The sequence below is a fragment of the Rhizobacter sp. P3_B12 genome, from assembly GCF_056402895.1.
On sequence record NZ_JBFUGN010001260.1, the window covers coordinates 1 to 1,476 of the forward strand.

The following is a 1,476-nucleotide window of genomic DNA, read 5'->3' on the forward strand; positions in this document are numbered from 1 at the left end:
TCTGGGGCCTGCCACCGCTGTGGATCGATGCAGGGCGGGGAAAAGACGAGGTGATCGATGCCCTGGGGCGGCTGTTTTCCTTGCAGGCGCTCAGCCCGCGCTGCAAGCAATGGGTGGGCGACGAGCGCGGCATTCGTGGCTTCAATCCGTGGCGGGTGGGCACGCTGGGCGACATCGCAACAGTGGCGGCCGCCTTCGATCGTGCCGAGCGGCCCGATCTCGCGCTGCAGTTGCTCGCGGCCCACCTGACGCATCTGACCGCATTGAAGGCGACCGATCTGCCGTGCGTTCAGTTGATCGTGGACATCGCGAAACCGATTGACCTGCTGAACGGTCCGGCCGTGCGGGCGCTTCGCCCCATCCTGCTTCACGCCCGCTTGTTGAGGGAATGCGAACTGGTCGACGTGCAAGGCAGGAAGGCGCTGGCGGAGATGGAGGAGATGCTGATCGAACAGGTTCTCGTCGGCACGGACGGTACGAAAGACCTCCTGCCGATCGGCGAGATCGATGGGATGTGTCGAGTCCTGGAGGGGATGGTGGGGCAGCCGCATACCGCGGCACAACGCCGGAAGATCATGGCAAGGGCTGGGCAGCTGGCGGCGGTCGACGCTGGTCCGGGGCGCAGACGCATCACGCTCGGTTTGCAGCGAGCGACGATCGAAGGAGACGGGGTCGATTCACCGGAGCTGAAGCATTTCGCTGCAGCGTGTGACAAGCGACGGAACGATCGGATCAAGGCGTCGCGCAAGGGCTTTTCGCGTCTGGGCGTTGAATGGCGGCAGGGCAAGTTCAGCGTTCCGAAAGACGGGACGTTTTCGTGGACACCCGATGCTTGCCGGGCTGCGGTGACGTTTTCCCATCTGCGGCTGTGCCGAGCGGCCCAGCGCACGGCGGCCTTCGAGGCGTCGCAGTTGGTGCAGATGCTCGGCGAAGGCATCGAGCGGTTCGATGCGGCGCTGCGCGGCAGTGTGTTGGCACTCGGGCTGCGTGCCTCGGCCGCAGATCCGAAGGTTCTGGAGACAGCAGCATTCGCCGCGGTTCTGGACCAGCTTCTCGCCGACCACGAGGTGGTTCAGGCCATGCTGGAGAGCGATGTGTCCGACCTTCCCGTCGTGATGTGCACGCTGGCGCTGGCGTCGGACCATTGGTTCCAGACGGATGCTCGAAAGGAGGGCTTCATGCTCATCGTGGAGAGCGTGGAGTTCTCGGTCGCCATGGATTCCGGATCAGCGTCATTCCTGTTGGACGAAATCCTGGCCCGGTTCGGCGCGAACATCCTGTCTCTGCGACGCCGGCCGATGCGCAGTCTGCTCCGCTGCACGCTCACGCAGCACGCATGCCGGGGCAGCGTGGAAGCGATGGCACGTCCCCTGCTGATGCAGGCCGTGTTCGATCGATCCCGCAGTGCCGGCAAGTCGAGGAGCCGTGCATTGATCGAAGGCCTGCTGATGCTGGACCAGGAGCAGCGGATGCCGC

1 protein-coding gene is annotated in these 1,476 nt (G+C 64.9%); it reads left to right on the forward strand.

The genetic code is table 11. From position 1 onward, the window contains the following. Positions 1 to 50 precede the first annotated feature (50 nt). Positions 51 to 1,476: hypothetical protein (locus AC1D01_RS34335; protein ID WP_477873928.1), on the forward strand; the 1,426-nt coding region annotated here is incomplete at its 3' end.